This is a genomic window from Kitasatospora sp. NBC_01302 (genome assembly GCF_035976515.1).
Classification (GTDB): domain Bacteria; phylum Actinomycetota; class Actinomycetes; order Streptomycetales; family Streptomycetaceae; genus Kitasatospora.
In genome coordinates this window covers 3582605-3608264 of the sequence record NZ_CP108404.1, presented here as the reverse complement: position 1 = coordinate 3608264, position 25660 = coordinate 3582605, and the positions used below count along the sequence as shown (strand labels likewise).

Sequence of the window (25660 nt, the reverse complement as noted above, 5' to 3'; positions counted from 1 at the left end):
GCGGACCGGCCGGACCACGTCGGGTGGCCGGACCGGGCTGCGGCGGAACCAGCGGCCGTATCCGGTTCTTGCCCGGAGGCGGCAGCGCGCCGGGCGGCAGTCCCCGCCCGGTCGCGGCCGACCCGTTCACGCCCGGCCGACCGGTGCCCCGGGGAGCGCCGGTTCCCGCCGGGCCCTGGACCGCGCCGCTGTCGGCCGCTCCGTGGCCGGGCGGCAGTCCGCCGTAGCCCTTCCCCGCGCTCTTCCCAGCACCCTTCCCGGCCGCACCGGCGCCGCCCGCGGCGAGCGGGCCGGTGGCGCCGACCGGACTGCCGGGCGTCCCGGGGGCCGCGGCCCCTGGTCCCGCGGATCCGCCGCCCGCACCGCCGACGCCGCCGCCGACGCTGCCGCCCAGGGCACCGCCGGACGCCGCCGCGCCGCCGACAGCCGTGAAGCCCCCGGCCGGTGCCGCCGTCCCGCCGGGAGTGCCGGCGACACCGACAGCGCCGGAGACCCCGACGCCCGTGGCGCCGCCCACGCCGGTACCGCCGCCGAAACCCGCACCGACGGCCGGGGCTCCCGGTCCGCCGGTGGTTCCCGTCGACCGCTCGGCAGCGCGGTCACCGCCGCGCTCGGCCGACCCGCCCTGTGCGGGCACGCCGACCACCGGGCCGGGCCCCGGGCGGCGAGCCCGGTAGCTGGTCCGGTAGGCGGCCGGTGAGACGCCGAGCTGGCGGCGGAAGTGCCCGCGCAGCGCGACCGGCGAGCGGAACCCGCAGCGCCGGGCGACGTCGTCGACCGAGAGCTCGGAGGTCTCCAGCAGCCGCTGTGCCTGCAACACCCGCTGGGTGATCAGCCACTGCAGCGGCGCGCTGCCGGTGAGCGTGCGGAACCGCCGGTCGAAGGTCCGCCGGCTCATGTACGCGCGTGCCGCCAGCACCTCGACGTCGAACTGCTGGTTGAGGTTCTCCAGCGCCCAGGTCACCACCTCGGCGAGCGGGTCGTTGCCGATCTCTTCCGGTAATGACTGATCGATGTACTGGGCCTGACCGCCCCCGCTGCGCCGGTTGGGCACCACCAGGCGGCGGGCCAGGGCGTTGGCGGCCTCGGCGCCGTGATCGCTGCGGACCACGTGCAGGCACAGGTCGATGCCGGCCGCGGTGCCCGCCGAGGTCAGCACGTCGCCGTCGTCGACGAAGAGTTCGCGCGGATCGACGTGCACCCGCGGGTACCGCTTGGCGAGCGTCGGCGCGTACATCCAGTGGGTGGTCGCGGGCCGTCCGTCCAGGAGCCCGGCGGCGGCCAGGACGAAGGCGCCGGTGCAGAGTCCGATGATCCGCGCGCCCTCGTGATGGGCCTTGCGCAGGGCGGCGATCGCCTCCACCGGCGGCGGCTGCGAGATCGAGCGCCATGCGGGCACCACGATGGTGCCGGCCCTGGCCAGTGCCTCCAGGCCGAACGGGGCGGTCAGGGTCACCCCACCCGTGGTGGTCAGCGGTCCGTCCTCGCCCGCGCAGACCAGCAGCCGGTAGCGCGGCACACCCGCGTCCTGGCGGTCGACGCCGAAGACCGAGAGCGGGATGGAGCTCTCGAAGATCGGTGCCCCGCTGAAGATCAGCACGGCGACGGTCTCACGCCGTCGCCGCCCGGCGAGCTTGCGCGGTGCGACGCTGACGGCGGGTGCACCGGAGCCGCCGGCCGTGCCGAGGCCGGGCGTTCCGCCCAGCGCACCGCCGCTCGCGCCGCTGCCGCTCAGCGCTCCGCCACCAAGTCCGTTGCCCCCCAAGCCGTTCCCGCTCAACCCGCCGGCCCCCAAGCCACTGCCCCCCAAGCCACTGCCCCCCAAGCCACTGCCCCCCAAAGCACTGCCCCCCAAGCCGCCGAGCCCACTGCCGCCCAGCCCGTTCGGGCCGCCCGGGGCCGGATTGCCCAACCCGCCGTGGCCGGTCGGCCCCAGCGGTCCACCGAGGCCGCCGCCGAGCGCGGAAGCGCCGCCGAGGCCGGAGCTGACAGGGTGTCCGCCCAGGACGCCGCCTTCGTTCGAGCCACCGATCGGACCTGATGCCACACCGCGTCCCAGGCCGATCCCGGCCACCGCACCCGCGCTCGTCGTCCTGGCCGTGGCCGCCGCCTGCTGGACGGCGAAGAGCAGCGCCTCCGGTCGGCCGGGGAAGGCCTCGCCGAAGGACTGCTGACGACCGGAGGGCTCCTGACGAGCCGTCCGGTTCCGCTCGGCCCCACTGCCGCCGGAGACGAGGGGGAGACGGGGCGAGGACGGGGAGCGGGGCGCGACCGCCGGCGGGGTGAGCGAAGCCGACGGGGCGAGCGGGGCCGCACCTCTCGGTGCGTGGCCAACATGGCCGGCCGGGGACTGGCCGCTGTCAGGACCTGTCTCGCTCCTGCTCACCCTGTTCAAGGCGCCCAAGCCCCCTCGGTGGTGTGGTGTGGTGATGCGGCACTGCTCAACAAGATCGAATCTAGTGGGTGCACCGTCGCCGTTGTGACAAGTTCACCATCCGACGCTATGTCGACATGGCAATTTGGCGTGATGCATTCGATCACGAAGCGTGGCACCCGTCGACCCCTCTGGGAAGGGGGCGGGCACGCGGGTGGCTGGTTGCGGTACGGCGGATCCCTGCGAGGAGCGGATCGTTGACCTCCTGAGGCGTCGTCGGCTGGAGGTATCTCCAACCTCAGTCGCTCGGCCCAAAATTGACTGAAAACAGGCGTTGCGGAGTTGGGGCGTGCAGTGTCCGCGTGCGCCTTGCGGACCGGTGACGAGCGCCCCGTTCTGCTGCCGGGCCCGGTCGGTCGGGCGATCGCCGCCGGTCGGAGCGCCGCTTCACCGATGATCCGGCGCGTCCGGGGGCCGCCGGAGCCGGCTCGAACAGGCCACGCGCCTCCGGGGTCGCGGGGCCGGCGGCGGGGCGTTCGGCCGAGCGATCGGTGGGGTTGCCGACAGGCCGGCCGTCGGCGCCGGGATGGTGCAGCCGAGCGGGCCGGCGGCTGGTGCCTTCGGCGGCCGGTGGCCCGCGGGCGGCGATTCCGGTGGAATTCCCGCCGGACGCCGTGGGCGACTCCGGATATCGGATCACTATTTCCCGATGGATCAATCATGCGCGCCATGATCTCTGTAGCCGAACTGACAGTAATACGAATAACCACTCGACGTCGTCCCTCCTCCCTATCCATCCCCTTCGCCCTCCTCCGTCGCAGAGAGTCGCTGCCCCCACGCGGACGATTACCCTGACGCTCATTCCGAGGGCGTCCTGCCGCGCTCCGGAGAGCCGCCCATCGCTGTGCGCGCTTCCGCACTCGAACGTCGCCCGCGGCCCGCGGCGCTCGTTTTTCTCCGTCCACAGTCGAACGGCTGCCGCGGGTCAGCCGACGGTGACGGCGATCGCCGCGGCGGCCGCCGGGCTGTCGCGCCCGGCCAGCCGCTCGAGCGGCACCGGGGCGGGCCCGCCGACCTCCTCGGCCCCTTCGGCCCACTGTCCGGCCTTCTCGGCCTGCCGAGCGGCGCCCGCTGCCTGGGCGCTCCCCTTCCCCTTCCTCTTCCTCTGTGCGTCGTTCGGTGCGGCCGCTGCTGCCGCCGGTACGGCCGCTCCCTCGGCCAGGACCAGGGCGACGGCCTCCGGCAGCGTCGCGGCGCTGTGCGTGGGCCGGTAGGCCTGCTCGGACCACGGGCGGCCGTGGTGCAGCCAGACGCTCCGCAGGCCCGCCGCGGCGGCCCCGGCGATGTCCGCGGGAGCGTGGTCGCCGATCACCCAGGTGTCGGCGGTCCAGTCGGTCGCGAGGTCGATGCCGCAGCGCTGCGCCGCCGTCTCGAAGATCAGCGGGTCCGGCTTGGCGCAGCCGGCCTCCTCCGACACCACCCAGGCGTCGACCAGCGAACCGAGCCCGGTCCGGCGGATCTTCGCCACCTGAGCGGTGGTCCCGCCGTTGCTCACGATGGCGATCGTCCAGCCTGCCGCCCGGGCGGCGCGCAGTGCCCGCAGGTGGTCGCCGGGGCAGCTGATGTGGGAGTTCATCCCCCTCCGGTAGTGGGTGAGGAGGCTGTCCAGGGACAGGTCGAGGCCGTAACGCCGCCGGGTGGCACCCAGCACCGTGCTCCGCGGGACGTAGCCGCCGCCGTCCATGACGGTGAGCCACCCCACGTCGCCGGGGGGGAGCCCGAACTCTCCGAGAAAGCCTGCGGCCCAGGCCTGGAAGGCGGCGTCGCGCGGGAGCAGGGTGTTGTCCAGATCGAGCAGTAACAGCGGCATGGCGTGCATGCTGCCAGTGCGGACTGCCAGGAGGAAGCGTGCCTGCCTGGTGGAGGCCTCAGGCGCCACATTCATCTCATCAACCCCAGGGGTCCCCGAAGTTCGTGCCTCTGGTCTGTGGTCGACCTGTTGCATCGGCAGACTCCGTCAGGCAAGCTCCTGGGAACCACGCGAGGGCGGGGCGTGATCTGGCTGCTGCGGGGCGCGTGCTGATTACCTCGCGCCGCTGCCATTAGCGGGATCATTGTCATACCTTGCCGCAATGGCTGGGCGACTACGCTCGCCCGTCGTACTCTGAAAGGAACAGGTCACTTACGGTGCCGCTCGGCCACAACCGACCACGTGCCAATGAATGGCCTGCCGCCTGGGCAGCGCTGTCCTTCCTGTCGGCCCATCTCACTCGAAGAGTCTCGATTCATGGCCGGTTTTGAGTCTCCGCGATCTGCGGACCCGTTCCGCATTCTCGGCGCGGCGGATTTCTCCTCCACGGATTCGCTGCCCGATTCCACCTGGTGTCGGCAGTCCCCGCCAACACCGCAGTCACGTCCCGGTGGTGCAAGGGCGCGCCGGGTTTGGCCCAAGCCACGGCAGCGTCGCGAGGAGTCGGCGGCCGCTGCGGCGGGGGGTTCGGATGGCGCCGGTACCGCACCTGGCGCCGGTCAGAATGGTGGAGGCGACGTGAAGTCCCGGCACTCCAAGCAGACTGTTCCGCTCGGCGGGCAGGCTCCCGACGTGCAGTCCGAGCCGGTCCGGCCGTGCGATCCGGCCTTCCAGCACGGCGTGGTGGTCGGCTTCGACGGCTCGCTCTCCAGCGAGCGGGCACTCGCCTACGCGGTGGGCATGGCCCGCCGCTCCCACTGCGGCCTGGTCATCGTGCACGTGGCCAACCGCCTGCCCGCCACCGTCTGGGCCGGCTGTGAGCCACCGGTCTTCGTCGACCTGCCCGACCACCGCACCGAGGTGCTCGGCCTGGAGCTGGCCTGTGCGGACTTCCTGTCCGGCGTGCCCTGGATCCTGGTCGAGCGTGGCGGAGACATCTGCCACGAGATCGAGGAGGTCGGGAAGGAGTACGCCGCCGACGCGATCGTGGTCGGTACGACGCACGGCCTGCTCGGCCGCCTCTTCGGTTCGGTCTCGGGCCGTCTCGCCCGGCGGGCCAACCGCCCGGTGATCGTGATCCCCTGATCCGCGCTCAGCTGCTCGACGGGACGCGGTTCTGAATGCCCCGAGGGTGATGGGCGGGCCATCGAGTGGAATGGCCAGCCGATATTCCGTCATTTCCGCGCCCAGGCGGGCGGCGCCTCCGAGCCGTGCGCCGCTGCCGCGAACCACGGGTCGTCGCTGGAGGGGACTGGCGGCGGGGTGGTCGAGCGGCCCCGCCAGAGCGCTCTGACGAAGGATCACCGCCCGAACGTCCACCAGTCGTCCTCATGCACAGCCGTCCCACTCGACGGCTCTCCCACGCCCGGCCGTCCGCACCGGGCCGTCCCCGCTCCTCCTGGCCGGCCTGCTCCTGGTGGCCAGCGTCAGGAGGACATCCCCAACTCGCGGGCGATCAGCATGCGCTGGACCTCGGAGGTGCCCTCTCCGATCTCCAGGATCTTGCTGTCGCGCCAGAAGCGGGCAACGGGATACTCGTTCATGAAGCCGTAGCCGCCGTGGATCTGGGTGGCCTCGCGGGCGTTGTCGACCGCAGCTTCGGAGGAGTAGAGCTTTGCGATGGCGGCCTCCTTCTTGAAGGGCTCGGCGAGTAGCAGCCGGGAGGCCGCGTCCCGCCAGGCGAGGCGTGCGAGGTGCGTCCGCATCTCCATGTCGGAGATCTTGAACTGGATCGCCTGGTTGGCCCCGATCGGGCGGCCGAAGGCGCGCCTGGTCGCGGCGTACTGGAGCGACTGGTCGACGCAGCCCTGAGCAAGGCCTGTGGACAGAGCTGCGATGGCAATGCGGCCCTCGTCGAGGATCCGCAGGAACTGGGCGAAGCCGCGGCCTCGCTGGCCGAGCAGGTTGGCCTCGGGGACTCGGCAGTCGGTGAAGGACAGTTCGCGGGTGTCGGAGGCGTTCCACCCGACCTTGGAGTACTTCTTCGACACCTGGAACCCGGGGGTGCCGACAGGCACGATGATGGAGGAGATCTCGCGCTTTGACGAGCCCTCGCCGCCGCCTTCACTCGAACGAGCGATCGGTTCGGTCAGGGCGGTCACGGTCACCAGGCCGGTGATGTCGGTGCCGGAGTTGGTGATGAAGCACTTGGTGCCGTTGATCACCCACTCCCGGGTGGCCTCGTCGAACCGGGCCGTGGTCCGGGTGGCGCCCGCGTCGGAGCCGCCCTCGGGCTCGGTCAGGCCGAACGCGCCGAGCATCTCGCCCGAGGCGAGCTTCGGCAGCCACTCGCGCTTCTGCTCCTCGGTGCCGAAGCGGTAGATCGGCATCGCGCCCAGCGAGACGCCGGCCTCCAGGGTGATGGCCACCGAGGAGTCCACCCGGGCGAGTTCCTCGAGGACCAGGCAGAGCGCGAAGTAGTCGCCGCCCATGCCGCCGTACTCCTCCGGGAACGGCAGGCCGAACAGGCCCATCCGGCCCATCTCCTTGACGATCTCGTACGGGAACTCCTCCCGCTCGTAGAAGTCGCCGATCGTCGGAGCGATCACGTCGGCGGCGAACTCGGCCACCGTGCGGCGCAGCTCCTCGTACTCGGAATCCAGTCGGTGGTCGAGCATCTGATCCTCCAGTCGTTCGCCCGGGTCGGATGGTCCGGGCGCAGAGTGGTGCGAAGGGCGGAAACGGGTGCCACGGGCGCGTGTTGAGAGCGCTCAGCGGCGCGTGGCAGAAGGGTGCGCCGACCGGCGCCACCAGCCAGTCGGCAAGGTGACGCCCGGTCGGCGATGGACTTGTCAGTTGGCCGGGGACACGGTTCCGGCCAGTGCCTGCACGGCACGTGAGGGGCTGGGACGGCCGAGCTGCCCGGCCAGCCAGACGCTGGTGCCGACGAGTGCCGGGAGGTCCACGCCGGTCTCGATGCCGAGGCCGTGCAGCATCCAGACCAGGTCCTCGGTGGCGAGGTTGCCGGTGGCGCTCTTCGCGTACGGGCAGCCGCCCAACCCGCCGGCCGAGGAGTCGACCACGGTCACGCCGTGGCGCAGCGCGGTGAGCGTGTTGGACAGCGCCTGCCCGTACGTGTCGTGGAAGTGGACGGCGAGCTGCCCGACCGGCACCCCGCCCCGGGCGAACGCCGTGAGCAGCTGCGCCACCTGGCCGGGCGTGGCGACGCCGATGGTGTCCCCGAGGCTCAACTCCGTGCAGCCGAGCTCGATCAGCGCCCGCCCGGCCTCGACCACCTGCTCGGGCGCGACCGGCCCCTCCCAGGGGTCGCCGAAGCACATCGAGAGGTAGCCGCGGACCTTGAGGCCGTGCTCGGTCGCCCGCCCGACCACCGGGCGGAACATCTCCAGCACCTCGGCCATCGAGCGGTTGAGGTTGCGCCGGGCGAACGTCTCGGTCGCGCTGGCGAAGACGGCGACCTCGTCGGCGCCGTGCGCCAGTGCGCGGTCCAGGCCGCGCTCGTTGGGGACCAGCACGGGCAGCCGCAGTCCGGGGTACCGCGTGCGCAGCTCGGCCAGCCGGGGCAGCAGCTCCTCGGCGTCGGCCAACTGGGGGACCCACTTCGGGTGCACGAAGCTGGTCGCCTCGATGGTCCGCAACCCGGCGGCGGCGAGCCGCGCGATGAACTCGGCCTTCACCTCGACCGGGACCAGGGCGCTCTCGTTCTGCAGCCCGTCGCGGGCGCCCACCTCGTGGATGCGGATCCGGGCCGGCAGTGCCGGGTCCCCGACCACGCTGGGCAGGCCCAGGTCGAGCGTGCTCGGGTCGCCGGCCGGTTGCGCCGTCCGGGTGGTTTCCGCGTCCTGGGATCCGTGCGGGCCCGCTGTCACCTGATCGGCGGTCATGAGTTCACCTCTGCGGATTCGTCGGCCTCGGCGGACTCCTCGGGGAGGACGACCGCGAGCAGCTGCTCCATCGCGACCGTGGCGCCCGCCACGGCGTGCAGTTCGCTGACCACGCCGTCGTGCGGCGCGGCGATCACGTGCTCCATCTTCATGGCTTCCAGGACCATCAGTGCCTGTCCGCGCCGGACCACCTCGCCGACCGCGGCCTTGACCACGGTGACCGTGCCCGGCATCGGCGCGGTGAGGGCGCCGTGATGGGCGGCGGTGGCCGAACCGCGCTCGGCCACCGGGTCGTACGGGTGCACCGCCCAGCTGTCGCCGCCGATGCCCAGCCAGAGCACCGGGCTGCCGCCGGGCGCCGAGGCGGAGTTGTCGGTCGCGTACGCGAAGGTGGTGCGCAAGCCGTCGACGGTGAGGGCGAGATCGGTGGCGCCGAGCACGGCGCGGGCCCGGCGGACCGGACCATCGCCCAGACGGACCAACAGATCCGAGAAACCACTTGAAGAAGTGTCGGTGGCCTCCACTACGGTGTCGGCACTGACAGGTCGTACTCGTACCGGCACCGGCTCCTGCCCGGGGATCCGCAGTCGGTGCGTCGTCCAGGCCGGCTCGCCGGCCAGGCGCCAACCGGAAGGGAGCGAGAACGGGTCGGTCCAGCCGTCGGAGGCGACGGCCGGTGCGAGCCCGAGGTGCCGCACGAGTGCCGCGGCGATCAGTACGGCCTCCGATGCCGCGGTGGCGTTCTGCGCCGCGCGGTCGCCCGGTTCGACCAGCAGTTCGGGGTGCTGCTGGACGAGTCGCTCGACCAGACCGGTGTCGAGCCGCCCGGCCACCACGTCGGGGTGGGCGAGGAGTCGGCGCAGGAAGCCGGCGTTGGTGGTGATGCCCAGGATCCGGGTGTCCGCGAGGGCGGTGCGCAGCCGCAGCAGCGCGGTGGCGCGATCCGGGCCGTAGGCGATGACCTTGCCGAGCATCGGGTCGTACGCGCTGGTGACCGTGGTGCCCGCGGTGAGTCCGGAGTCCACCCGGACCCCCTCGCCACGCGGCTCGTCCAGCAGCAGGATCCGGCCGCCGGTCGGCAGGAACTCCCGCGCGGGGTCCTCCGCGCAGATCCGAGCCTCTACGGCATGACCGAGAAAGGAGACGTCCGACTGGGCGAACGACAACGACTCACCAGCGGCGACGCGCAGTTGCCACTCGACCAGGTCGAGACGCTCGACGGCCGGTGCCCAGCCGGCGGGCGTCCCGTCCGGGGCCGGGCGGGTGATCGCGACCGCCAGCTCGGTCACCGGGTGCTCCACCTGGAGCCGGGTGTTCATCTCCATGAAGAAGAACTCGCGGACCGCGTCCGTCCCATCCTCGTCAGCCTTGCCCGAAGCCGAACCCGCGTCCTGGGCAGGGGAGATCTGGTCGGGATCGTCGCCGGGCACGATGAACTCCACCGTGCCGGCGCCGGTGTAGCCGCAGGCCTCGGCGGCTCGCACGGCGGCGGCGCCCATCGCGGCCCTGGTCCGCTCGTCCAGGAGAACGGAGGGTGCCTCTTCGATCAGCTTCTGATGACGGCGCTGCAGGCTGCACTCGCGCTCGCCGAGGTGCACGGTGGTCCCGTGGGCGTCCGCGAGGACCTGGACCTCGATGTGCCGGGGGCGGTCGACCCAGCGCTCCAGGAGCAGGGTGTCGTCGCCGAAGGCGGTGCGGGCCACCCGGCGGGCCGCGGCGAGCTCGGAGGGGAGTTCGGCCGGGTCGCGGACCAGCCGCATGCCCTTGCCGCCGCCGCCGGCGGACGGCTTGATCAGCACCGGATAGCCGATCTCCTCGGCCGCGCGGATCAGGTCCTCGTCGCTCGTCGCCCCGCCCCGGCTGCCGGGCACCACGGGGACGCCGACCGTGCGGACGGCCTCCTTGGCGTTGATCTTGTCGCCCATCAGCTCGACCGCCTCGGCGGGCGGGCCGATGAAGACCAGCCCCGCCTCGGCGCAGGCGCGGGCGAAGCCCGGGTTCTCGGCCAGGAAGCCGTAGCCGGGGTGGATGGCCTGGGCTCCGGTGCGCAGTGCCGCGGCGATGATCTGATCACCGCGCAGATAGGTCTCGGTGGCGGTGCTGTCGCTCCGGTCGGCCGGCCCGAGCCGGACGGCCAGGTCGGCCTCGCGGACGTGCCCCGCGTCGGCGTCGGCGTCGCTGTACACGGCGACCGACCGGATGCTGAGCCGCCGCAGGGTACGGATCACCCGGACGGCGATCTCACCGCGGTTGGCGACCAGGACGGTGTCGAACATAGGAGGCGTTCCTCCGGGACGAGGGGAGTGGTGCGAGGGAAGACGATCAACGGGACGGTGGCCAGGGGCTCACCCCCGGTGGTGACCAGGGGCTCACCCCCGGCTCACATCCGGAACACGCCGTACGGTGCGGGCGGCGCGAGCGGGGCGTTGGCACAGGCGGTCAGGGCGAGGCCGACCACGGTGCGGGTGTCCATCGGGTCGATCACCCCGTCGTCCCAGAGCCGCGCGGTGGCGTAGTACGCGTTGCCCTGCCGCTCGTACTGCTCGCGCACCGGCCGCTTGAACTCCTCCTCGGCCTCGGCGGCCCACTCCTCGCCGCGGGCCTCGAACTGGTCGCGGCGGACGGTGGCGAGGACCGAGGCGGCCTGCTCGCCGCCCATCACGGAGATCTTGGCGCCCGGCCACATCCACAGGAAGCGCGGCGAGTAGGCCCGGCCGCACATCGAGTAGTTGCCGGCCCCGTACGAGCCGCCGATCACCACGGTCAGCTTCGGGACCCTGGTGCAGGCAACCGCCGTCACCATCTTCGCCCCGTGCTTGGCGATGCCACCCGCCTCGTACTGGCGGCCGACCATGAAGCCGGTGATGTTCTGCAGGAAGAGCAGCGGGATGCCGCGCTGGTCACAGAGTTCGATGAAGTGCGCGCCCTTGAGCGCGGATTCGGCGAAGAGCACGCCGTTGTTGGCGACGATGCCCACCGGGTGGCCGTGGATCCGGGCGAAGCCGGTGACCAGGGTGGCGCCGTACTCGGCCTTGAACTCGGCGAAGCGGCTGCCGTCGACCAGACGGGAGATCACCTCGCGGACGTCGTAGGGCGTGCGCGGGTCCACCGGCACCGCACCGTACAACTCGGCCGGGTCGACGGCCGGGGGCTCGACCGGGGCGAGCGGCCAGGGCTGCGCGCTGCGCGGGCCGAGCCCGGCCACGATCGTGCGCACGATGTCGAGCGCGTGGCCGTCGTCCTCGGCCAGGTGGTCCGTCACGCCGGAGGTGCGCGAGTGCAGTTCGCCGCCGCCGAGCTCCTCGGCCGTGACCACCTCACCCGTCGCCGCCTTCACCAGCGGCGGGCCGCCGAGGAAGATCGTGCCCTGGTTGCGGACGATCACGGCCTGGTCGCTCATCGCCGGGACGTACGCGCCACCGGCCGTGCAGGAGCCGAGCACGGCCGCGATCTGCGGGATCCCGGCGGCCGAGAGGCGCGCCTGGTTGTAGAAGATCCGGCCGAAGTGGTCGCGGTCGGGGAACACCTCGTCCTGCATCGGAAGGAACGCGCCGCCCGAGTCCACCAGGTAGACGCAGGGCAGCCGGTTCTCCAGCGCCACCTCCTGCGCCCGCAGGTGCTTCTTCACCGTCATCGGGTAGTAGGTGCCGCCCTTGACGGTGGCGTCGTTGGCGACCACCACCACCTCGCGCCCGGCCACCCGGCCGATCCCGGCGATCACGCCGGCCGCCGGTGCGGCGCCGTCGTAGAGGCCGTCGGCGGCCAGCGGGCACAGCTCCAGGAACGGGGAGCCGGGATCCAGCAGTGTGTCCACCCGGTCGCGCGGCAGCAGCTTGCCGCGGGCGGTGTGCCGGTCGCGCGCCTTGAGGCCGCCGCCGAGTGCGGCGGCGGCGAGCTTGCCGCGCAGCTCGGTCACCAGTGCCTGGTGCGCCTCGGTGTTCGCCTGGAAGGCGGCCGAGCCGGCGTCGACCGTGGAACGCAGCCGCGGCGCTGGGGCAGCGGCGGCCGGTGACGTGACGTGGCCGCCCACGGCGGCTGACAGCGGGCCGGGCGGCGGTGAGCCGGCCGCACGCATGCCGGCCGTCGCCGCTCCCGGGGTTCCGGCGGGCTCCCAGGGGTGCGGGGAGGTGTAGCCGGAGGTCGACAGGGCCATCCCAAGAGCTCCTTGCTCCAGGAACCCGCGGACGCGGAAGCCGGTGGGCCCCGCGCCCCCAAGTTAATGGTGGTTAACTCCTGCCGCCAGGTTAACCACCGATAACCGCGCTGTCTACGATGGATCCATGTCGAACGCTCCGGTGGCTCCCACGACCCCTCGCCGTGACCAGATCCGCCGCGAGGCGGCTCGGCTCTTCGCGGCACGCGGCTTCCTGGGTGTCGGGGTCGACGAGATCGGCAAGGCGGTCGGGATCAGCGGCCCCGGTCTCTACCGGCATTTCTCCGGCAAGGAAGCGATGCTGGCCGACCTGCTGGTCGGCATCAGCGAGCGACTGCTGGAGGAGGGCAGCCGCCGGGCCGAGACCCCGGGCGGACCGCAGGCCGTGCTGGACGCACTGATCAGTGGACATGTCGACTTCTCGCTCAATGATCCGGACCTGATCACGCTGCACGACCGCGAGCTGCTCCACCTCAAGGAGGAGGACCGCCGACGGGTGCGGCGGCTGCAGCGCGGTTACGTCGAGCTCTGGGTGGCGGCGGTCCGGGCCGCCTTCCCGGCGCTGGCCGTCGTCGAGGCCGAGTCGGCCGCGCGGGCGGCCGTGCACGCGGTGTTCGGGCTGCTGAACTCCACCCCGCACAGCATCGGCCGGCCCGCCCCCGGTGACCGCGCCGGTCTGCTGTCGCCCGCCGAGCTGGCGGCGCTGCTGCACCGCCTGGCCCAGGGAGCCTTCGCGGCCGCCGCCGACGGCTGGTCGCGCGCGTAGGCCGAAGCGGACGTCGAGCCAGGCGCAGGCGCTGAAGCAGGCGCTGAAGCAGGCGCCGAAGCTGGCATCGACGGCCAGGCTCGCGCCCACCGCCATCGCGGCCCCCGGTCCCCGGCCGCGCGCGCCCCGTGCACCCCAGCGTGCGACCTACCCGAATGGACGTAGGCCGAGCGCCCCGCTTGCCGTCCGTCGTGCGACCGGTGCGCCCCCAGCCTCCGAAAGAGCAGGCTGATCGGGAAGGAAAGTCGACGTCAGGCCGTTGGTTCGTGCCAGGGCCGCTTGGCAGCGCCGAATACGTCGTGGACGACCGCCTCGTGAAATGGTTAGTATCCCTAAATATGCCTGAGACTCATGGCTCCACCAGGGAGATACCCGCGGAACCCGCCACCACGGCCGCGAGTCCCACCCCCACAGCCCGCACAGCCGCCGCCGAAGCGACCATCGCAGTGACCGCCGGAGCGACCGCCCCCGGCGCCCCGGCTCCGTCGGCCGCCCAGCCGTCCGGCGTCGACCCCGCCACCGGCTGGCTGCGTCGCCTGTCCGCCTACTGCTGGCGCTACCGGCGCAACTTTCTGCTCTCCTTCGGCGCCTCGCTCGGCGGCATGGCGGTCACCGCGATCGTCCCCCTGATCACCAAGCTGATCATCGACGACGTCATCACCACCCACACCCGCTCCCTGATGCCGTGGGCGATCACGCTGGTCGTGGCCGCCGTGCTGGTCTTCGGCTTCACCCAGATCCGCCGCTACACGGCCGGTCAGCTCGCCGTCGACGTCCAGCAGGACCTGCGGGTGGAACTGTTCCGCTCGCTGACCCGGCTCGACGGCGCCCGGCAGGACCGGCTCGACACCGGTCAGGTGGTCAGCCGGGCCAGCTCCGACCTGCAGCTGGTCAACGGCCTGCTGTCGATGATGCCGATGATGACCGGCAACCTGCTGCTCTTCGTCATGTCGATCATCGTGATGCTCTGGCTCTCGCTGCCGCTCACCCTGATCGCCCTGGTGATGGGGCCGGTGCTGTGGTGGGTCGCGACACTCAGCCGCAAGCGCCTGTTCCCGGCGACCTGGGCGGCCCAGCAGGAGGCCGCCGCAGTGGCCGGCGTGGTCGACGCGGCGATCGGCGGCGTCCGGGTGGTCAAGGGCTTCGGGCAGGAGGCTCAGGAGCTCGACAAGCTGGAGAGCGCCTCCCGCACGCTGTACGGCGCGCGGCTGCGTGCGATCCGGCTCAACAGCCGCTTCGGCCCGGCGATGCAGGCGATCCCCGCGTTCGGGCAGGTCGCCGTGCTGGCGCTGGGCGGCTGGCTGGCGGTGCGCGGCTCGGTGACGCTGGGCACCTTCGTCGCCTTCTCCACCTACGTGGCCCAGATGACCGGCCCGGTCCGGATGCTGACCATGGTGCTGACCGTCGGGCAGCAGGCCCGAGCGGGCGTGGAGCGCGTCTTCGAGCTGATCGACGAGCGGCCGGTGGTCACCGACGCCCCCGACGCCCGCCCGCTGCGGCCGACCGCGCCCGAGCAGCGCGTCCCGGCACTGGAACTCGACCAGGTCGACTTCCACTACCAGGTGTCCCCGCAGGCCATGGCCGATCCCGACGGCGAAGCGGCCGAGCCGATACCCGTGCTGCGCGGCCTCAGCCTCAAGGTCGCGCAGGGCGAGACACTGGCCGTGGTCGGGGCCTCGGGCTCGGGCAAGTCCACGCTCGCCCAGCTGATCCCCCGGTTCTACGACCCCACGGCGGGCAGCATCCGGCTCTACGGGCAGGACCTGCGCGAGGTCACGCTCGACTCGATCCGCTCCGTGGTCGGCATCGTGCCCGAGGACAGCTTCCTCTTCTCCGACACCGTGCGCGCCAACATCGCCTACGGCCGCCCGGGTGCCACCGACGCCGAGGTCGAGGCGGCGGCCCGCGCCGCGCAGGCGGACGGCTTCGTCCGCGAACTGCCGAACGGCTACGACACCACGGTGGGGGAGCAGGGCCTGACCCTCTCCGGCGGCCAGCGCCAGCGGATCGCGCTGGCCCGCGCGATCCTCGCCGACCCCAGACTCCTCCTGCTGGACGACGCCACCTCGGCGGTCGACCCGAGGATCGAGGCCGAGATCCACGAGGCGCTGCGCACGGTGATGGTCGGCCGGACCACGGTGCTGATCGCGCACCGCCGCTCGACCCTGCAGCTCGCCGACCGCATCGCGGTGCTGGACCGCGGCCACCTGCTCGACCTGGGCACGCACGACGAGCTGGTGGCCCGATGTCCCCAGTACCGGGCTCTGATCACCGACCCCGAGGCGCTGGCCGGTCACCGTCCCCCGGCCACCGACACCCTCGAAGCCGTCCCCGGCTCCCGGGCGCTCCCGGGCGCCCCGGCGGTCGCCGCCACCACCACCTCGGCCCCGCCGGTTGCGTCCGTCCCGGCGTCGGGCACCGCGCCCAGGCGGAGCACGGCCGGCTCGATGGCCGGCCGCTCCGCCGACCCCGAGCTGCTCGCGCGGGTCGCGGCGCTGGCCCCGGCCACCGACACCCCCGACGTCCCGCTCGCCACGGCCTCCGCCGGCGACCCGGACTTCTCGCTCGGCCGCCTGCTCAAGCCCTTCCGCCCCGCTCTCGCACTGGCCTTCGTGCTGCTCGCACTCGACGCGGGCGCCAGCCTGGTGGTCCCGGTGCTGATCCGGCACGGCATCGACGACGGCGTCTCCAAGGGCCTGATGGCCGGCGTCACCGCCGCCTCGCTGACCGCCCTGCTGGTGGTCGTGCTCGACTGGCTGGTGCAGAGCGCCGAGAACCGGGTGAGCGGTCGCACCGGCGAACGCGTCCTCTACACCCTGCGGTTGAAGATCTTCGCGCACCTCAACCGGCTCGGCCTGGACTACTACGAGCGCGAGCTCACCGGTCGGATCATGACCCGGATGACGACCGACGTCGACGCCTTGTCGAGCTTCCTGCAGACCGGCGTGGTGACCGGCGTGGTCAGCCTGCTGACCTTCGTCGGGATCTTCGCGGCGCTGCTGATCATCGACGTCGGCCTCGGGCTGACCGTCTTCACCGTGCTGCCGGTGCTGGCCATCGCGACCGTGGTGTTCCGCCGCAAGTCGACGGCGCAGTACCAGGCCTCGCGCGAACTGATCAGCGCGGTCAACGCCGACCTGCAGGAGAACGTCTCCGGGATGCGCATCGTGCAGGCGTTCCGCCGTGAGACGGACACCGTCGCGCGGTTCGTCGAACGCGGGCGGGCGTACCGGCAGGCACGCGTCCAGGCGCAGTTCTACATCTCGCTCTACTTCCCGTTCGTCCAGTTCCTGTCCAGCGTGGCCGCCGCCCTGGTGCTGATCGCCGGCGCCTCACGGGTGGACGCCGGGACGCTCACGGTCGGTGCGCTGGTCGCGTACCTGCTCTACATCGACCTGTTCTTCGCCCCGGTCAACCAGCTCTCGCAGATCTTCGACGGCTACCAGCAGGCGGCGGTCGGCCTCGGCCGGGTCCGCGAGCTGCTGCGGACCCCGACCAGCACGCCGCAGGCCGAGGAGCCGGTCGCCACCGAGCGGCTGAGCGGCGAGATCCACTTCGACGGCGTCAGCTTCGCCTACAACGGCGGCGGCGAGGGCAACCCCGACGTGCTGACCGGCATCGACCTGCGGATCCCGGCCGGTCAGACGGTCGCGCTGGTCGGCGAGACCGGCGCCGGCAAGTCGACGCTGGTCAAGCTGGTCGCCCGGTTCTACGACGCGACGGGCGGCACGGTGCGGATCGACGGCACCGACATCACCCGCTTCGCCCTGGCCGACTACCGCCACCGGCTGGGCGTGGTGCCGCAGGAGGCCTACCTCTTCGCGGGCACGGTCCGGGACGCGATCGCCTACGGCCGGCCCGGCGCCACCGACGCGGAGGTCGAGCTGGCGGCCAAGTCGGTCGGCGCGCACGACATGATCAGCGCACTGTCGGACGGCTACCAGCACGAGGTGGCCGCGCGGGGCCGCAACCTCTCCGCCGGACAGCGTCAGTTGATCGCGCTGGCCCGGGCCGAGCTGGTCGACCCCGACATCCTGCTGCTCGACGAGGCGACCGCCGCCCTCGACCTGGCCACCGAGTTGGCGGTCAACAACGCCTCCGACCGGCTGCGCGACGGCCGTGGCGACCGGCCGGGCGGCCGCACCACCCTGGTCATCGCGCACCGCCTGACCACGGCCGAACGGGCGGACCGGGTGGTCGTGCTGGACCACGGCCGGGTGGTGGAGGACGGAACGCACACCGAACTCCTCGCCGCCGACGGCACGTACGCCAGGCTCTGGCGGGCGTTCATCGCGGACGGGCACCCCGAGCCGCTGCCCGCCGCCGAACCGGAGCCTGCCGAACTGACTGGCTGAGTCGACCGGTTGAGCCGGGTGATCAGTCACAGCCGTGGTTGTTCGATTGCGGATCGACAGCGCGGTAGGCCAACCAGGGTGACATGGGGTTCTCGGGGTGCCACCTGGTATCAGGGTGGTGCCCCGAGTGGTAGACAGGCGGGGCGACCGCGCGGACAGCGGTCTGCGACCTCCTTAGTGCCACCCTCAGGTCGAGAGGCCCCTGCCCATGTCTTCGCGCGCTCGCGAGGCGGGGCGCAGCACTGCGCACCACGCTCCAACCCCCGCACCCGGCCCGATCCCCGAGCCCGGCCCGGCCACCGAGGCGATCCCGCTGCCGCCCCTGGTGGCCCTCTTCGCGGTCGGCTGCCTGCCGGCCTATCTGCTCCCCACCATCGTCGGCCGACTGGGCGGCGAGTTCGGCCTGACGCCCACGCAGGCCGGCGGCGTCGGCAGCGCTCTGCTGCTCGCCGCGGGCGGCACCGGGCTGACGCTGGCCGGCCGGGTCCGCGGGCTCGGCGCGGCCCGGGTGGCCAGGGCCGGGCTGGCGCTGGTGACCGCGGGCTTCACCATCGCGGCGCTGGTGCCCACGGGCTCGCTGGCGGTGCTGGTCGTGGGCTGTCTGGTCGGTGGGATCGGGGCGGGGACGGCCTCCGCCGTCGCCGGCACGAGCGTTGCCGCCGCAGCCGATCCACACCGGGCCACCGTGCTGGGGCTGCTCGCCACCTCCACCATCGCGGCCGGGCTCTACCTGGTGCTGCCCCGGCTCGGCGCCGCCCACCCGATTCCGTACCTGGCGGTGGCGCTGCTCGGTCTGCTGGCGCTGCCGCTGACGACCATCCCGCTGCGGCCTTCCGTCGCCGCTCCACCAGCCGCAGTCCCGTCGGCAGCCGTCCCGCCGGCCGCCGCGCCGACAGCCGACGCACCGAATGCCGCCGCACCGGCCCCGCCCGCCCGGCACCCCCTGCCGCACCGCGCCGCTGGTCTGGTCATGGCGTCGACCATGGTGCTCTGGGCGGTCGCGCAGAACGCGCTCTGGGGCGTCAGCGGGCAGATCGGCCGCCGCCTGGGCCTCTCGGAACGGGACCTCGGCCTGGTCTTCGCCCTCGCACTGGGCGCCGCGCTGCTCGGTGTGCTGGCCTCCGGCGCGCTGGGTACCCGGTTCGGCCGGGCGCTGCCGATCGGCCTCGGCACCGCGGCGATCGCGGCCTGCGTGGCGCTGAGCGCGGGCGCCGGCTCGGTGGCCGGGTTCGCGGGCGGCGAGGTGCTCTGGAACGCGCTCTACCCGCTGGTCCTGAGCTACCTGATCGGCCTGGCCACCGAGCTGGACCCCGCCGGGCGGTGGACGGTCCTGGTCGGCGCCGCCACCACGCTGGGCGGGGCGGCCGGCCCGTTGACCGGCGCGACGCTCTTCGTCCAGCTCGGCCCCCCGCTGCTGGCCGCCGCGCTCGGCGGCACCCTGCTGCTCACCACAGTCCCCCTGGCGCTGCTGGCCCGCACCTTCGGCACAGCACGGGCGGTGCAGCGCACGACGCAGGACGAGGCGCTCGCCCCGGTCACCCCGATCCCGGCCCAGCGGGCCGTGGATTCGCCCGACGAGCCGGCCGCCCCCAACGTCGCCTGACGGCTCGTCCGGCGCCTGCGCCGGTACCCCGTCCGCAGCTGGTGTCCGCCGATCCTCAGGTGGAGATCAGCGAGGAGAGCAGCCCGGAGACCTCGGTGCCCCGCGGCAGATCGCTCACCTGGCCGTCCCCGACCTCCACCACCATCCAGCCGCCGCCGTCCGCCCGCAGCGCGAGGTCGGTGGTGACGAACCGGCAGCCCAGCGCGCGGACCAGGGAACGCACCTGGGTGAGGTCGGGCGCGTGAAAGGCCTCGGGGGTGTCGGGGTGCGGCCCGGTCAGCACCGGCTCGCCGTCCACCCACCAGACCCGCGCCTCGGCGGCGGGCCCGGCGCCGTCCACCGGCGGTGTGCCACCGGCAACCGGTCTCACGCGCCCGCGGTTCGGTCTGCTGCGACCCCAGCCGCCGCCGACGGCCTGCTCCTCCTCGTCCGCCGCGCCGGCCGGGGCGAAGGCGTGGAACCGCCGCAGCACCACCCCGCCGGCCAGGAACTCGCCCTGCAGTTCGACGAACCGGCCCACCACCCGGGCGACCGCCGGCAGGTCGGCGAGCTCGGGGATGAAGCAGGCCTCGTGCCACTCGTGCTTGCGGGACTTCACGAAGTCCTTGACGATCGCCGGCCCCTGCCCGCCCAGCCGTGCCACCGCCGCGGCGAGTTCGGCCGGCCCGTGGGCGGCGGCGAGCCAGACGCTGTCCGGGGTGGCCCCCTCGAAGGTGCTGTACCAGCCGGGCAGCTCATGGGCGGTGGCGTAGGCGGCCGCACTGGTCAGCAGATGACAGCCGCGATCGGCGAGCGCGTGGACGAAGGCGGCGTACGCCGCCACCGGCAGCATCCAGCCGCGGTACCAGGCGGGCCCGGTGCCGTCCGGCACCCGGCGGACGCCTTCGGCGGCATCCCCGGCGAGCAACGCGTCGTGGTTCACCAACGCGGTCTCGCCGCCCAGCCCGCGGACCAGCTGGGCCTCGTAGGAGTAGTGCGGGTCGACGCGCCGGGGATTCAGCGGATCCTGGGGCAGCAGGATGGTCGGGGCTGGCATGGCCCACAGGGTAGCGGCGTGCCGGGCTCCTGACCGGGGCTTTGACGACCCGCGCGTCGGGCGCACGGTGAACAGGAGCGCCGCGGCGTGCATCAGGAGAAGAGGAGAGCGCACCGGTGCTCAACTGGCGCGCGGTGTGCGCCGAGCGCGAGCCGGTAGCGCGTTGCGCGCCCACCGGCGGGCAGGGGTCAGCCGCGGCGGCGCCGGCCTGAGCCGTGGTCCGGTGCGACCTGCCAGTCGCGGGGCCGCAACTCCCGGTCGTGCAGCGCTTCCGTGTTGATCAGCACGGTCAACTCGGCCCGGGCGAGTTCCTCGTACCCCAGGCCGGTGGCCTCGAGCAGCAACTCGGTGGGGACCGAGACGGCGATCGACGGCCGCCAGGCGGGGAGCACGGCCAGGGTGGTGCCCCGACCCACCCGGATCAGCTGGGCGGTGACGCGCCGCCAGCGCTGCCCCTCCAGCCGCTCGGCCGACGCAGGCACCGGGCGCGGACCGCCGATCAGGATCCCCAGCGGCGCCTCCGCCCCCGCGGCCTCGGCCGCCTCGTCCGGCTCCACCGCCTCGTCGCCCGGGGCCGGCGCCGAGGCCGGTGCCGCGGCGCCGGCGTCCGGCTCGACTGCGGCCGGCCGTGAGACGGCCGCGGCGCCGTATCCCGGGACAGCGGCCGCGGAGTCCGCCGGTGCGACAGCACCGGGACGCCCGGCCAGTCGCCGCGGCGGCGAGGGACGCCGGATCCGTGGCCTCGGGCGGGCACTGGAGGGACGCCAGCCGTCGTCCGGCTGGGCGGCGCCCCTCGGCTCCTCGCCCGGCCCCCCCTGGTCCGCACCCGTGGAAAGCTCGCCGGTCAACCCGTGGCGCTGAGGCGGCACCATCCCCGCCCGCCCGGTCCGGTCCGCCGCCGGTCGCGTCCGGGCGGCGGCGGGATCGACTCCGGCCAGGGTCAGCAACTGCTCGACCTCGGCGATGGACTGGTGACTGGCCGCTGCCAACTCGTCCAGGTCGGCACCCTGTTCGTAGGCGGACCGTAGCCGCGAGGCCAGCCCGGCGCGCAGGTTCGCCGTGGTCGCGGCGCCGGCGTCGCGCCGCTTGGGCTCCGCCGCCGGTGACACCTGGCTCGGCGCGGGGGGCGGGCAGACCTGTGACGGCTCGGCCGCCGCCTCACCGGCCGGGGGCTGGTTCGGTGTGTCCATAGGTATGAACGACGAGGTCATCGGTGAGGTCCTCCGGTGTACAGTCCGCCCGAATCCTGCCGTACCGGAGGGTGAACGTCCATGGGACCCTGGGTTCAACCGCATACGTCCGACTGCTGTCCGGTAACGGAACCGCCGTGGCGCCGACGGCGGTTCGTCAAGTCTTCTGACATAGAACCAAACTGACGTGTCATCGGTCACACGAGTCACAGGATTCTCATCCGGGTGACGCCCTTTGACCAGGTCACGGCACCCGGCAGGCCACAATGAGGACGAACGCACGACGGCGCGACGGCGTGGCAGCGCCGCATCGGCCGCCTGCCACCGCCCCGCCACCGGAAGGACGGACGGACCAATGGCCACGCCCGCTCACCCGCCACTCGGCCTGACCCGCCCCCGCAGACTGATACCCGGCGACCGGGTCGCCATCGTCGCCCCGAGCGGTCCGATCGACCCCGACCGGCTCGACGCGGGCTGCGCCGTCCTGCGTACCTGGGGCCTGGAACCCGTGCTCGGCGCGCACGTCCTGGACCACCACCCGCGGCTGCGCCACCTCGCGGGCACCGACGAGGACCGCGCCGCCGACTTCCAGCAGGCCTGGCTCGACCCCACCGTGGCCGCCGTCCTCTGCGCCCGCGGCGGCTTCGGCGCCCAACGCGTCAGCGACCTGCTCGACTGGGACGCGCTGGCCGCGGTCCCGCCCAAACTCCTGATCGGCTTCAGCGACGTCACGGTGCTGCACGAGCAGGTCGCGGGCCGGCTCGGCCTCGCCTCGCTGTACGGGCCGATGGGCGCGGCCTCCTCCTTCATCGCCGACCCGGCCACCGCCGAGCACCTGCGCCGCACCCTCTTCGACCCCGCTGCCGTGCGCACCCTGACCGGACCCGAGGCCGCCCCGCTCGTCCCCGGCCGCGCGTACGGGATCACCGCCGGCGGCTGCGCCTCGCTCCTCGCGGTGGAGCGCGGTACGCCGGGTGCCCGCCCGTCCTTCGCCGGCACGATCCTGCTGTTGGAAGACGTCAACGAGCACCCCTACGCCATCGACCGCATCCTCACCCAGCTGCTGCGCTCGGGTGCCCTGGACGGGATCCGCGGGGTGGCCCTCGGCTCCTGGGCCGGGTGCGGTGCGCCGGAGCGGCTCCGTGACGTCTTCCTCGAACGGCTCGGCCCGCTCGGCGTGCCCGTCCTCTGGGAGCTGGGCTTCGGCCACGGCCCGTCCACCCTCACCGTCCCGCTCGGCCTGCCGGCCGTGCTGGACGCCGACGCCGGAACCCTCACCCTGGACCTGCCGGCCCTGGCCGACCGAGCCGGTCCAGCCGATCGAGACGGATGAGCGTGCACCAGTCCAGTACCGTCCCGCAGGAGCAGCCCATCACGCGGCCCGCCGACCTGGCGGCCGAACTGCTCGCGACGCTGCGCACCTCCCGCCCCGGTGGGCGGACCCTGCTCGGCCTGACCGGCGCCCCCGGCGCCGGCAAGTCCACGCTCGCCCGCTTCCTGGTCGCCACGGTGAACCGGGCCGAGGGAGCGGGGACGGCCGCGTACGTCCCGATGGACGGATTCCACCTCTCCAACACCCAGCTCGACCGGCTGGGCCTGCGGCACCGCAAGGGCTCCCCGCCCAGCTTCGACGCCCGCGGCTACCTCGCCCTGCTGGAGCGGCTGGCCGGCGACCGCTTCCATGACATCTATGTCCCCGATTTCGACCGCGAGCTCGACGAGCCCGTGGCGGCCCGACACCTGGTCACCCCCAGCACCCGGCTCATCGTCACGGAGGGCAACTACCTCGCGGCCGACTCACCCGACTGGGCCAAGGCGCGCTCGCTGCTCCGCGAGGTCTGGTACCTCGACGTCGACGACGAGCTCCGCACCGACCGCCTGGTCCGCCGCCACCAGGAGAACGGGCGCGACGAACGGGCGGCACGCGACTGGGTCGCCTCGAACGACCAGCCGAACGGTGAGTACGTGAAGCTGAGCCGCGCCCGCTGCACCCGCACCATCCGGGTGGCCGAGTTGCCGCAGTCCTGATCCAGGCGTAGTGTTCCCTAGTCGCTCGGCAGGGAGCACCGGACACGCATCGGCGCGGACGGTCCCGGGGCGGCCACTTTCCTGAAACACCATTCCCGACATCAATGTCGGCCACCGGCGTGCTGCTTTTGCGCCTTTCGGTGGCTGGCTTCTTTTGTCGTGCCGGTATTTCGGTGAGTGGGCCGGATTCGCTTTTCGGAGCGGGGCTGGGCTAAAGTTCAACACGTCGGACAGGCCGTCAGGTCGGTTACGGCGAAGGCCTCTTGAGGCCGAGCGGTGCGGAAGACCTGGTAAGGTTGGAAACACCGAGAGCGAGTCGGGAAACGCCGAGAGGCGGGTCTGATAAGCTCGAAGAGAAGAAAGAACGAAGTGCCCGGAGGGGCCACGGAAGTGGCTGCGAAGGAAGCGTCCGTTCCTTGAGAACTCAACAGCGTGCCAAAAGTCAACGCCAGATATGTTGACATCCCCGGCCTCGATCACTGATCGGGGTTGGAGATTCCTTTTGAAGTAAAACACTAGCGAGGACGCAGTGCGCGAGGCCACCCTATTCCGGTGGTTGTCGTGCCGCTCGACGCGGGTGTTGCTCGATTACGAGCAGACATTCACGGAGAGTTTGATCCTGGCTCAGGACGAACGCTGGCGGCGTGCTTAACACATGCAAGTCGAACGGTGAAGCCCTTCGGGGTGGATCAGTGGCGAACGGGTGAGTAACACGTGGGCAATCTGCCCTGCACTCTGGGACAAGCCCTGGAAACGGGGTCTAATACCGGATACGACCTTCCTCTGCATGGGGGTTGGTGGAAAGCTCCGGCGGTGCAGGATGAGCCCGCGGCCTATCAGCTTGTTGGTGGGGTAATGGCCTACCAAGGCGACGACGGGTAGCCGGCCTGAGAGGGCGACCGGCCACACTGGGACTGAGACACGGCCCAGACTCCTACGGGAGGCAGCAGTGGGGAATATTGCACAATGGGCGAAAGCCTGATGCAGCGACGCCGCGTGAGGGATGACGGCCTTCGGGTTGTAAACCTCTTTCAGCAGGGAAGAAGCGCAAGTGACGGTACCTGCAGAAGAAGCACCGGCTAACTACGTGCCAGCAGCCGCGGTAATACGTAGGGTGCGAGCGTTGTCCGGAATTATTGGGCGTAAAGAGCTCGTAGGCGGCCTGTCGCGTCGGATGTGAAAGCCCGGGGCTTAACCCCGGGTCTGCATTCGATACGGGCAGGCTAGAGTGTGGTAGGGGAGATCGGAATTCCTGGTGTAGCGGTGAAATGCGCAGATATCAGGAGGAACACCGGTGGCGAAGGCGGATCTCTGGGCCATTACTGACGCTGAGGAGCGAAAGCGTGGGGAGCGAACAGGATTAGATACCCTGGTAGTCCACGCCGTAAACGTTGGGAACTAGGTGTTGGCGACATTCCACGTCGTCGGTGCCGCAGCTAACGCATTAAGTTCCCCGCCTGGGGAGTACGGCCGCAAGGCTAAAACTCAAAGGAATTGACGGGGGCCCGCACAAGCAGCGGAGCATGTGGCTTAATTCGACGCAACGCGAAGAACCTTACCAAGGCTTGACATATACCGGAAACGGCTAGAGATAGTCGCCCCCTTGTGGTCGGTATACAGGTGGTGCATGGTTGTCGTCAGCTCGTGTCGTGAGATGTTGGGTTAAGTCCCGCAACGAGCGCAACCCTTGTTCTGTGTTGCCAGCATGCCTTTCGGGGTGATGGGGACTCACAGGAGACTGCCGGGGTCAACTCGGAGGAAGGTGGGGACGACGTCAAATCATCATGCCCCTTATGTCTTGGGCTGCACACGTGCTACAATGGTCGGTACAAAGGGCTGCGATACCGTGAGGTGGAGCGAATCCCAAAAAGCCGGCCTCAGTTCGGATTGGGGTCTGCAACTCGACCCCATGAAGTTGGAGTTGCTAGTAATCGCAGATCAGCATGCTGCGGTGAATACGTTCCCGGGCCTTGTACACACCGCCCGTCACGTCACGAAAGTCGGTAACACCCGAAGCCGGTGGCCTAACCCTTGGGAGGGAGCCGTCGAAGGTGGGACCAGCGATTGGGACGAAGTCGTAACAAGGTAGCCGTACCGGAAGGTGCGGCTGGATCACCTCCTTTCTAAGGAGCACATGGCAGCTTCGGGCGAATGTCCTGGAGTGCTTGCTCATGGGTGGAACGTTGACTATTCGGCACACAGGGTTGGTTGTTTCCTAGTACTGCTTCGGCGTGGAACGGTTACGGGTGATCTGGTGTGGCGGGCACGTTGTTGGGTCCTGAGGGAACGAGTAATCGTTGTCTCAGTGCCGGTCCCACGGACACGCCGGGTTTTTGCTTGG

13 protein-coding genes, 1 rRNA gene and 1 pseudogene are annotated in these 25660 nt (G+C 72.0%); 7 read left to right on the top strand and 8 right to left on the bottom strand.

Going from position 1 to position 25660, the window contains the following annotated elements:
* Positions 1–657: 657 nt before the first annotated feature.
* Positions 658–1705 (bottom strand): annotated as a pseudogene (locus OG294_RS15230) (helix-turn-helix domain-containing protein); the annotation flags it as partial.
* 1654 nt (positions 1706–3359) lie between these two features.
* A complete protein-coding gene (locus tag OG294_RS15225; protein WP_327067046.1) occupies positions 3360–4244 on the bottom strand; it encodes an HAD family hydrolase in 885 nt (294 codons plus the stop codon).
* Between the two features lie 732 nt (positions 4245–4976).
* Between OG294_RS15225 and OG294_RS15220 the strand changes: the two genes are divergently transcribed.
* Positions 4977–5429 (top strand): universal stress protein, encoded by a 453-nt coding sequence (locus OG294_RS15220; protein ID WP_327071555.1) that lies wholly within the window; start codon positions 4977–4979, stop codon positions 5427–5429.
* Between the two features lie 341 nt (positions 5430–5770).
* Here the strand turns inward: OG294_RS15220 and OG294_RS15215 are convergent, their stop codons facing one another.
* The 4 genes from OG294_RS15215 to OG294_RS15200 all read right to left on the bottom strand — a co-directional run bounded on the left by OG294_RS15215 (position 5771) and on the right by OG294_RS15200 (position 12263).
* Positions 5771–6961: an acyl-CoA dehydrogenase family protein gene (locus OG294_RS15215; protein ID WP_327067045.1), complete on the bottom strand. Its 1191-nt coding sequence runs from the start codon at positions 6959–6961 to the stop codon at positions 5771–5773.
* Between the two features lie 174 nt (positions 6962–7135).
* The gene (locus tag OG294_RS15210) at positions 7136–8188 is read right to left on the bottom strand and encodes a hydroxymethylglutaryl-CoA lyase (protein ID WP_327067044.1); all 1053 of its coding nucleotides are present in this window, start codon (positions 8186–8188) and stop codon (positions 7136–7138) included.
* On the bottom strand, positions 8185–10464 hold the full coding sequence (locus OG294_RS15205; protein ID WP_327067043.1) for an acetyl/propionyl/methylcrotonyl-CoA carboxylase subunit alpha: 2280 nt from the start codon (positions 10462–10464) through the stop codon (positions 8185–8187). The genes OG294_RS15210 and OG294_RS15205 overlap by 4 nt, the downstream gene beginning before the upstream one ends.
* A gap of 104 nt (positions 10465–10568) precedes the next feature.
* Complete coding sequence (locus tag OG294_RS15200; RefSeq protein ID WP_327071554.1) at positions 10569–12263, bottom strand: carboxyl transferase domain-containing protein; 1695 nt, start codon at positions 12261–12263, stop codon at positions 10569–10571.
* A 205-nt stretch (positions 12264–12468) separates the two neighbouring features.
* Between OG294_RS15200 and OG294_RS15195 the strand changes: the two genes are divergently transcribed.
* The 3 genes from OG294_RS15195 to OG294_RS15185 all read left to right on the top strand — a co-directional run bounded on the left by OG294_RS15195 (position 12469) and on the right by OG294_RS15185 (position 19065).
* A complete protein-coding gene (locus OG294_RS15195; protein WP_327067042.1) occupies positions 12469–13107 on the top strand; it encodes a TetR/AcrR family transcriptional regulator in 639 nt (212 codons plus the stop codon).
* Positions 13108–13445: 338 nt separating this feature from the next.
* Entirely contained in the window at positions 13446–17462 is a 4017-nt protein-coding gene (locus tag OG294_RS15190) for an ABC transporter ATP-binding protein (RefSeq protein ID WP_327067041.1), read from the top strand.
* A 208-nt stretch (positions 17463–17670) separates the two neighbouring features.
* Complete coding sequence (locus OG294_RS15185; protein ID WP_327067040.1) at positions 17671–19065, top strand: MFS transporter; 1395 nt, start codon at positions 17671–17673, stop codon at positions 19063–19065.
* 55 nt (positions 19066–19120) lie between these two features.
* On the opposite strand, the gene OG294_RS15180 is transcribed toward OG294_RS15185, so the two are convergent.
* Together OG294_RS15180 and OG294_RS15175 are read right to left on the bottom strand one after the other, a co-directional pair.
* Positions 19121–20101, bottom strand: a complete 981-nt coding sequence (locus OG294_RS15180) for an ATP-grasp domain-containing protein (RefSeq protein WP_327067039.1) — start codon at positions 20099–20101, stop codon at positions 19121–19123.
* Between the two features lie 188 nt (positions 20102–20289).
* The gene (locus OG294_RS15175; protein WP_327067038.1) at positions 20290–21291 is read right to left on the bottom strand and encodes a hypothetical protein; all 1002 of its coding nucleotides are present in this window, start codon (positions 21289–21291) and stop codon (positions 20290–20292) included.
* Between the two features lie 355 nt (positions 21292–21646).
* On the opposite strand from OG294_RS15175, the gene OG294_RS15170 reads away from it, so the two are divergent.
* From OG294_RS15170 to OG294_RS15160, 3 genes are all read left to right on the top strand, one after another.
* Positions 21647–22624 carry a S66 peptidase family protein gene (locus OG294_RS15170; protein ID WP_327067037.1) on the top strand — a complete coding sequence of 326 codons (978 nt, stop codon included), beginning with the start codon at positions 21647–21649 and terminating at the stop codon, positions 22622–22624.
* Positions 22625–22626: 2 nt separating this feature from the next.
* Positions 22627–23319 carry a nucleoside/nucleotide kinase family protein gene (locus tag OG294_RS15165; protein ID WP_327067036.1) on the top strand — a complete coding sequence of 231 codons (693 nt, stop codon included), beginning with the start codon at positions 22627–22629 and terminating at the stop codon, positions 23317–23319.
* A gap of 601 nt (positions 23320–23920) precedes the next feature.
* Positions 23921–25442: ribosomal RNA gene (locus OG294_RS15160) — 16S ribosomal RNA — on the top strand.
* Positions 25443–25660: the final 218 nt, after the last annotated feature.